This window comes from Streptomyces sp. SID3343 (assembly GCF_009865215.1).
Classification (GTDB): Bacteria; Actinomycetota; Actinomycetes; order Streptomycetales; family Streptomycetaceae; genus Embleya.
On record NZ_WWJX01000177.1, the window covers coordinates 21,914 to 28,112 of the forward strand.

General features: G+C 69.4%; 7 protein-coding genes and 1 pseudogene. 6 read left to right on the top strand and 2 right to left on the bottom strand.

Features of this window, described 5'->3' with window-relative positions; all coding sequences use genetic code 11:
- The first annotated feature begins 87 nt into the window (after window positions 1-87).
- Both lysX and GT354_RS06365 read left to right on the top strand, forming a co-directional pair.
- A complete protein-coding gene (gene lysX, locus GT354_RS06360; protein ID WP_161355199.1) occupies window positions 88-1,596 on the top strand; it encodes a bifunctional lysylphosphatidylglycerol synthetase/lysine--tRNA ligase LysX in 1,509 nt (502 codons plus the stop codon).
- 139 nt (window positions 1,597-1,735) lie between these two features.
- Window positions 1,736-2,365 carry a GDSL-type esterase/lipase family protein gene (locus GT354_RS06365; RefSeq protein ID WP_161355200.1) on the top strand — a complete coding sequence of 210 codons (630 nt, stop codon included), beginning with the start codon at window positions 1,736-1,738 and terminating at the stop codon, window positions 2,363-2,365.
- A gap of 29 nt (window positions 2,366-2,394) precedes the next feature.
- On the opposite strand, the gene GT354_RS06370 is transcribed toward GT354_RS06365, so the two are convergent.
- On the bottom strand, window positions 2,395-3,222 hold the full coding sequence (locus GT354_RS06370) for a M23 family metallopeptidase (protein ID WP_346011886.1): 828 nt from the start codon (window positions 3,220-3,222) through the stop codon (window positions 2,395-2,397).
- Between the two features lie 368 nt (window positions 3,223-3,590).
- On the opposite strand from GT354_RS06370, the gene GT354_RS06375 reads away from it, so the two are divergent.
- The 4 genes from GT354_RS06375 to GT354_RS06390 all read left to right on the top strand — a co-directional run bounded on the left by GT354_RS06375 (window position 3,591) and on the right by GT354_RS06390 (window position 5,636).
- Window positions 3,591-3,974, top strand: a complete 384-nt coding sequence (locus GT354_RS06375; protein WP_161355202.1) for a BlaI/MecI/CopY family transcriptional regulator — start codon at window positions 3,591-3,593, stop codon at window positions 3,972-3,974.
- A gap of 137 nt (window positions 3,975-4,111) precedes the next feature.
- Window positions 4,112-4,324, top strand: coding sequence for a hypothetical protein (locus GT354_RS06380; RefSeq protein WP_161355204.1), 213 nt, complete (start codon window positions 4,112-4,114; stop codon window positions 4,322-4,324).
- Window positions 4,325-4,542: 218 nt separating this feature from the next.
- Entirely contained in the window at window positions 4,543-5,052 is a 510-nt protein-coding gene (locus GT354_RS06385; RefSeq protein ID WP_161355206.1) for an amino-acid N-acetyltransferase, read from the top strand.
- Between the two features lie 242 nt (window positions 5,053-5,294).
- Window positions 5,295-5,636 (top strand): Lsr2 family protein, encoded by a 342-nt coding sequence (locus tag GT354_RS06390; protein WP_161355207.1) that lies wholly within the window; start codon window positions 5,295-5,297, stop codon window positions 5,634-5,636.
- Between the two features lie 88 nt (window positions 5,637-5,724).
- Here GT354_RS06390 and GT354_RS06395 read toward each other — a convergent pair.
- Window positions 5,725-6,199, bottom strand: a pseudogene (locus GT354_RS06395) (hypothetical protein); the annotation flags it as partial.

The following is a 6,199-nucleotide window of genomic DNA, read 5'->3' on the forward strand; positions in this document are numbered from 1 at the left end:
GCTTCAGGGGGCGGGTTCGCGCATACGCGAGCCCGCCCCGGCGTATTCCGGTTCAAACCTCGAACCGTCGATAGGTAGCCTTGTCCCGTGACCGAGCAGAGCGCAGCGCAGCCGCAGATCGACGACCTTCCCGAGCAGATGCGGGTCCGCCGCGAGAAGCTCGACCGCCTTCGGGCGGAGGGCACCGACCCGTACCCCGTCGGATTCCCCCGCACCACCACCGTGGGCGCGCTCCGCACGGAGTTCGACGGTCTCGAAGCCGACACGGAGACCGGCCGCCGGGTCGGCATCACCGGCCGCGTCATGCTCTCCCGCACCGGCGGCAAGCTGTGCTTCGCGACGCTGCGCGACGGCGACGGCGACCTGCAGGTCATGGTCTCGCTCGACGGCGTCGGCGCCGAATCCCTCGCCAAGTGGAAGAGCGACGTCGACCTCGGTGACCACGTCGGCGTCGAGGGGCAGGTCATCACGTCCCGCCGCGGCGAGCTGTCGATCATGGTCGACTCGTGGGCGATCACGTCCAAGTGCCTGCGCCCGCTTCCCGACAAGCACAAGGGTCTGACCGACCCCGAGGCCCGGGTCCGGCAGCGCTACGTCGACCTCATCGTCAACGACGAGTCGCGCGCGATGCTGCGCACGCGCAGCAAGATGGTTCGCGCGATCCGCGAGTGGTTCGACGACCGCGACTTCCTGGAAGTCGAGACGCCGATGCTCCAGCCGGTCCACGGCGGCGCTACCGCGCGCCCGTTCGTGACCCACATCAACGCGTACGACATGGACCTGTTCCTGCGGATCGCCCCCGAGCTGTACCTCAAGCGCCTGGTCGTCGGCGGCGCCGAGAAGGTCTTCGAGATCAACCGCAACTTCCGCAACGAAGGCGCCGACTCGACGCACAATCCCGAGTTCACCATGCTGGAGGCGTACGAGGCGTACGGCGACTACAACACGATCGGGACGCTGACCCGCGAGGTCTACCAGCACGTCGCGCAGACCGTGTTCGGCACGACGAAGTTCCAGTACGGCGACCGCGAGGTGGACATCGCCGGCGAGTGGCGCCGGATCACCGTCTACGGCTCGGTGTCCGAGGCCGTCGGTCAAGAGCTGACCCCCGAGACGCCGATCGAGACGGTGCGCAAGCTCGCCGAGGCGCACGACATCGAGTGCGACAAGGCGTGGGGTCAGGGCCGGCTCGTCCAGGAGCTCTTCGAGGAACTCGTCGAGCACACGCTGATCGAGCCGACGTTCGTGTGCGACTACCCGATCGAGACCTCGCCGCTGACCCGTCAGCACCGCACCGTCGCGGGCGTCGCGGAGAAGTGGGACCTGATCGGCTTCGGCATGGAACTGGGCACCGGATACTCGGAGTTGGTCGACCCGGTGGAGCAGCGCCGTCGGCTCACCGAGCAGTCGCTGCTCGCGTCGGGCGGCGACGTCGAGGCGATGCGGCTCGACGAGGACTTCCTGCGTGCCATGGAGTTCGCGATGCCGCCGAGCGGCGGTGTGGGCATCGGGATCGATCGGATGATCATGGCGTTCACCGGCCGCGGCATCCGGGACACGATCCTGTTCCCACTGGTCAAGCCGGCCGGCGACTGACGGCGCGGGCCGGCCGGACACCGGCTCGGCACCGGCTCGATACCTGGGAGCCCCCACCCGGGCGACGCTTCGTCGCCCCGGCGGGGGCTCCTCGGCAAATTCCGGGCGCGTCACCCATTCGTACGCATAGGGTCGGCGCATGGAAGCAGCCAACGATCTTCGGATCTGCGTCGTTGGGGACTCGTTCGTCCAGGGCGTCGGCGACCTCTCCGGCGCCGGATGGGTCGGTCGCCTCGCGGCCGAATCCCGGCGGCGGGGGCGCACGTTGACCGCGTACAACATCGGCGTGCGCCACGAGACCTCGGCCGACGTCGCCGAGCGCTGGTACGGCGAAGCCGTTCCGCGCATGCGGCACGCCGACGGCTACGGAATGGTCTACGCGTTCGGCGTCAACGACCTCGTGGTCGAACACGGCCGTCGCCGGGTCGAGCACGAGGACAGCGTCGCCAACCTCGACGCGATACTGGACACCGCCACCGGCGCCCGCTGGACCTGCCTGGTCGTCGGCCCGCCGCCGATCCCCGCCGACGCCAACGACGTCGACGCGGCGCTCGAACTCGAAGACGCCTACGCCAAGGTCTGCGCCGCCCGCGGCATCCCCTTCGTGCCGATACAGCGCGCCCTGCGCGCCGAGCCCGCGTGGTGGCGCAGCATCGAGGCGTACGGCGACGGCGCCCACTGTGACGAGGTCGGCTACGCGATGATCGCGGCGCTGGTCGCCGAGGGCGGCTGGTGGGACTGGTTGGACTCGCTCACGCCGAGAGCGTGAGGCCACGGGCCTTCGCGGCCCGGCAAGGCTTACGGACTGACGCCCTTGGCGCGCAACCACCCGGCCGGGTCCACGGCGCTGCCGCCGCCCGGGTGCACCTCGAAGTGCAGGTGCGGGCCGGTCGAGTTGCCGGTCGTACCGACGTAGCCGATGACGTCGCCGGCCGCGACCGAACCCGAGGTCTTGGCGAAGCGCGACTGGTGGCAGTACCAGGTCTGGGTGCCGTCGGTGTGGGTTATCACGATGCGGTTGCCGAACGCGCCCGCGCCTCCGGCGGAGGTGATCCGCCCGGCCGCGGCGGCCTTGATCGGGGTGCCCGAGGGCGTCGCGAAGTCGAGGCCGGTGTGCGTACTGGCCCATCGCGCGCCCGCCTTGCCGAAGCGGCCGGTCAGCGAGTAGCCGGAGGTCGGCAGCACCCAGCCCTTCGCCGCCGCCTCGGCCTTCGCGGCGGCCTGCTCCCGCGCGGCCTCGGCCTCTGCCTCCGCTTCCGCCTCGGCCGCGGCCTGTGCGTCCGCCGAAGCCTTCGCTTCGGCCGCCTCCGCTTCCTGCCGCACCTCCAACGGGTCGCGCTCGTTCCCGCGTGCCGCGACGTCCTCTCCACGCTCGCTCAGCAGCCGAGCGGCGTCCGGGTCGGCGGACTCCGAGGCGGACCCCGACGAAGGCGCCAGACCCATCACCCGGTGCCCGTGCGCCGCACCCGCACCCGCACCCGCACCCGAAGCCTGCACGCCGGCCGTGGTCGCGGCGGCGACGACCGCAAGGCCCGCGACCACCAGAATCGGGCGGCGCGGGCGCAGCCCCTTCAGGCGTTGGACGCGGTCGGCGGGCTGGGGCGAAGTTTCGGGGGAGTGCTGCACGAAGGACCTCGGATGTTCGACGACAGTGCCGAGACCAGTGGTAGCAATTCACCACACAACGACCAAGTAGTAACGGAACGGACACTACGGCCGCTCGTAGTAGTACGGCAGACGGCCCGCGACCGATCGAGCGATCACCGGCGGCCTTCCGGATCGCTCGGCTTGCCCGCAGGCCGATAGGCCGATGGCCATCCGGCCCGCATCGACCGCGCGGCGGCCCGGCCCTGCGGCCCGGTTGTCGCCGGATCGAAAGTCCCACCACCAAAACAGACAATTCATGACCAACCTGTGTCTACGATGGTCCATAGGAGACGACCGGCACGTGGTGACGCACCTCACGGCACGACGACGTTTCGGGAAGGGGCGAGATGAGAAGGCTCGGCGAACTGGAAGCCCAAGTGATGCTGCGCGTCTGGCAACTCAACGCCCCCTCGTCGGTGCGCGCCGTTCAGGAAGCCCTGCTGCCCGACCGCGAGCCCGCCTATACGACGGTGATGACCGTCCTGGACAAGCTCTTCCGCAAGGGCCTGCTGCGGCGCCGGCTCGACGGGCGCGCATATCTGTACGAGGCGGTGCTCTCCCGCGACGCGTACACGGCCGAACTGATGAGCGCCGACTGGGCGGCCGGCGACAGCAGGCCGGGCGCTCTCGTGTACTTCGTCGAGGGCATGACGCCCGAGCAGACCGACGCGCTGCGCGACGCGCTACGGGTCGCCTTGCCCGAGCCGCCCGGCGGGACGGGCCCGGCCTGACCCGAGACCTTTTCGCCGGCCCCGGCCGGCTTTTCGCCCGCCGAGGCGAGTTCCGCAGTCGCCCGCGACGCACTTCCCGCCAGTGTGAAACTGCTCGAATCCAAGCCCTCGTACGGTGAATTCGATGCTGCCGCGGTGTGGAGAAGACCGGCAAGACCAAGGCCGGATCCGAGGTCGCCTTGATTGTCGTACTCAAGGTCTCGCAAGGGGTGGCCGGATCCGAGATGATCGCCCGTTCGAGTTTTGTCGGCGCACTCGGCGCGAAGCCCGTGATCGGCACCGTGTGCGGCGCCGATGCCCTGGCGTCGTGCGCGAGCACACGCGTGGCCGAATCCTCCGCCCGGGAATGACTTCCGGAAATCCCCTCATATCGGCCCGATCACGCCACAACCCGCGCGCCCGGGCTCGTGAGGTATCACCTCTCGGTATGAAGAACGCACGGCCCGGCCGGTCGGAAACGATCCCGGGCCGGGCCCGCTCGCGGCGGCGGTTTGTGGCGCAGTCGGGCAGATCGGTGGGAAACAGGGCGGAGCGGCGATCCCTATCGTGATCGCGATAGCGTCATCCCATGGAAGTGACGATCCGCCGTGCACGAACGTCCGATGTGCGAGCCATTCGCCGACTTGTGGACGGCTACGTGGGCCTGCGAATCCTGTTGGACAAGCCCACGGTCACCCTCTTCGAGGACGTTCAGGAGTTCTGGGTCGCCGAACGCGACGCGGACAGCGAGGTCGTCGCCTGCGGGGCGCTGCACGTGATGTGGGAAGACCTCGCGGAGGTGCGCACTCTTGCGGTGGATCCGGCCGTTCGCGGTTGCGGGGTGGGTCATCAGTTGCTCAGCAAACTTCTGGAGACGGCGCGTTGGCTCGGCGTGCGCCGGATATTCTGCTTGACCTTCGAGGTCGACTTCTTCGCGAAGCACGGCTTCGTCGAGATGGAGGAGACACCGATCGACGGCGATGTGCTCAACGAACTGATGCGTTCGTACGACGAGGGTGTCGCCGAGTTCTTGGATCTGGAACGCGTCAAACCCAACACCCTCGGCAACACGCGGATGTTGCTCCATCTCTGGCAGTGATCTCGAGGGCCCGAGAGTGGCCGTCCGGGCCCGAGTGTGGTGGAGATCGCGCCCATCCGGTGGGCGAACCTCTTGACGCTTCTTGTCCGTCACGGTGTGGTGCGCGGTGAACTCGCATCCACAAACCCGGTAACGTATTGCCGGCTCGACGGGTTCCGCTCGCGTGGGTTTGTATTTTCACGCAGAAAGCGGTTTCCTTTTCTTGAGTTGGTTGTGAACCCTCCCGATGAAAGGGAATCCTGGTGGCACAGAAGGTCCAGATTCTTCTCGTTGACGACCTCGACGGCAACAAGGCCGATGAGACGGTGACGTTTGCGCTCGACGGTGTCTCCTACGAGATCGACCTGAGCGCCACGCACGCCGAGCAGCTGCGCGCCGCCCTGAAGAGCTACGTCGATGCCGGTCGCAAGACCGGCGGCCGGGTCGCGGCCCGTCGAGGCGTCCGTCAGGTGGTCAAGGGTGGTGCCGCTTCCGGCGACACCGCCAAGATCCGTGCCTGGGCCAAGGAGAACGGCTTCGACGTCAGCGAGCGTGGTCGCGTTCCCGGCAACATCAAGGACGCGTACGACAAGGCGCACGCCTGATCCTCGATGCCGACGCAGAGCGGTGCCCTCCCCCGATCGCATCGGGGGAGGGCACCGCTCCGGCACATCCGGGACCGCCCGGGTCGGTTCAGGCCGGCGCGGGCCGGTGGTGCGTGAGCGGGCGCGGCTCGGTCACGCACCGGCGCGGGAACAGTCGTACGTGCTGGCACGCGTGGGCCAGTGTGCTCAACAACCGGGTCACATCCGGAAACCGCACATCCACGTGCAACACGGCCCCCTGGGCACCGACGGCCCCGATCGGGCACGCCGGTGCCAGGCCGGTGGGTCGCCGCAACCACCGCGAGTGCTCCCACGCGCGTGGCCACGGCGCCCGCCACGTGGCGGGCCACGGCGACGGCGCGGCCACCAGTGCGCCCTCGCCGTACGCCCGCAGATCCAGGTCGAGGTCGGCCCAGTCCAGCCAGTCGAGCAGCGCGGGCAGATCGTCCGCGACGCCGGGGGCCACGAAGAACTGCACCCGGCCCGCTCGCGTCGCGGCCACCGGTCCGACCGGCAGCCCGAGCCGCTCGGCCCGGTCCAGCGCCCGCACCCCGGCCGCGCCG

Bases quoted from the DNA above. Each gene is read 5' to 3' on its own strand.
- GT354_RS06385 (WP_161355206.1), top strand. From the start codon at position 4,543: ATGGAAGTGACGATCCGCCGTGCACGAACGTCCGATGTGCGAGCCATT.
- GT354_RS06365 (WP_161355200.1), top strand. From the start codon at position 1,736: ATGGAAGCAGCCAACGATCTTCGGATCTGCGTCGTTGGGGACTCGTTC.
- GT354_RS06375 (WP_161355202.1), top strand. From the start codon at position 3,591: ATGAGAAGGCTCGGCGAACTGGAAGCCCAAGTGATGCTGCGCGTCTGG.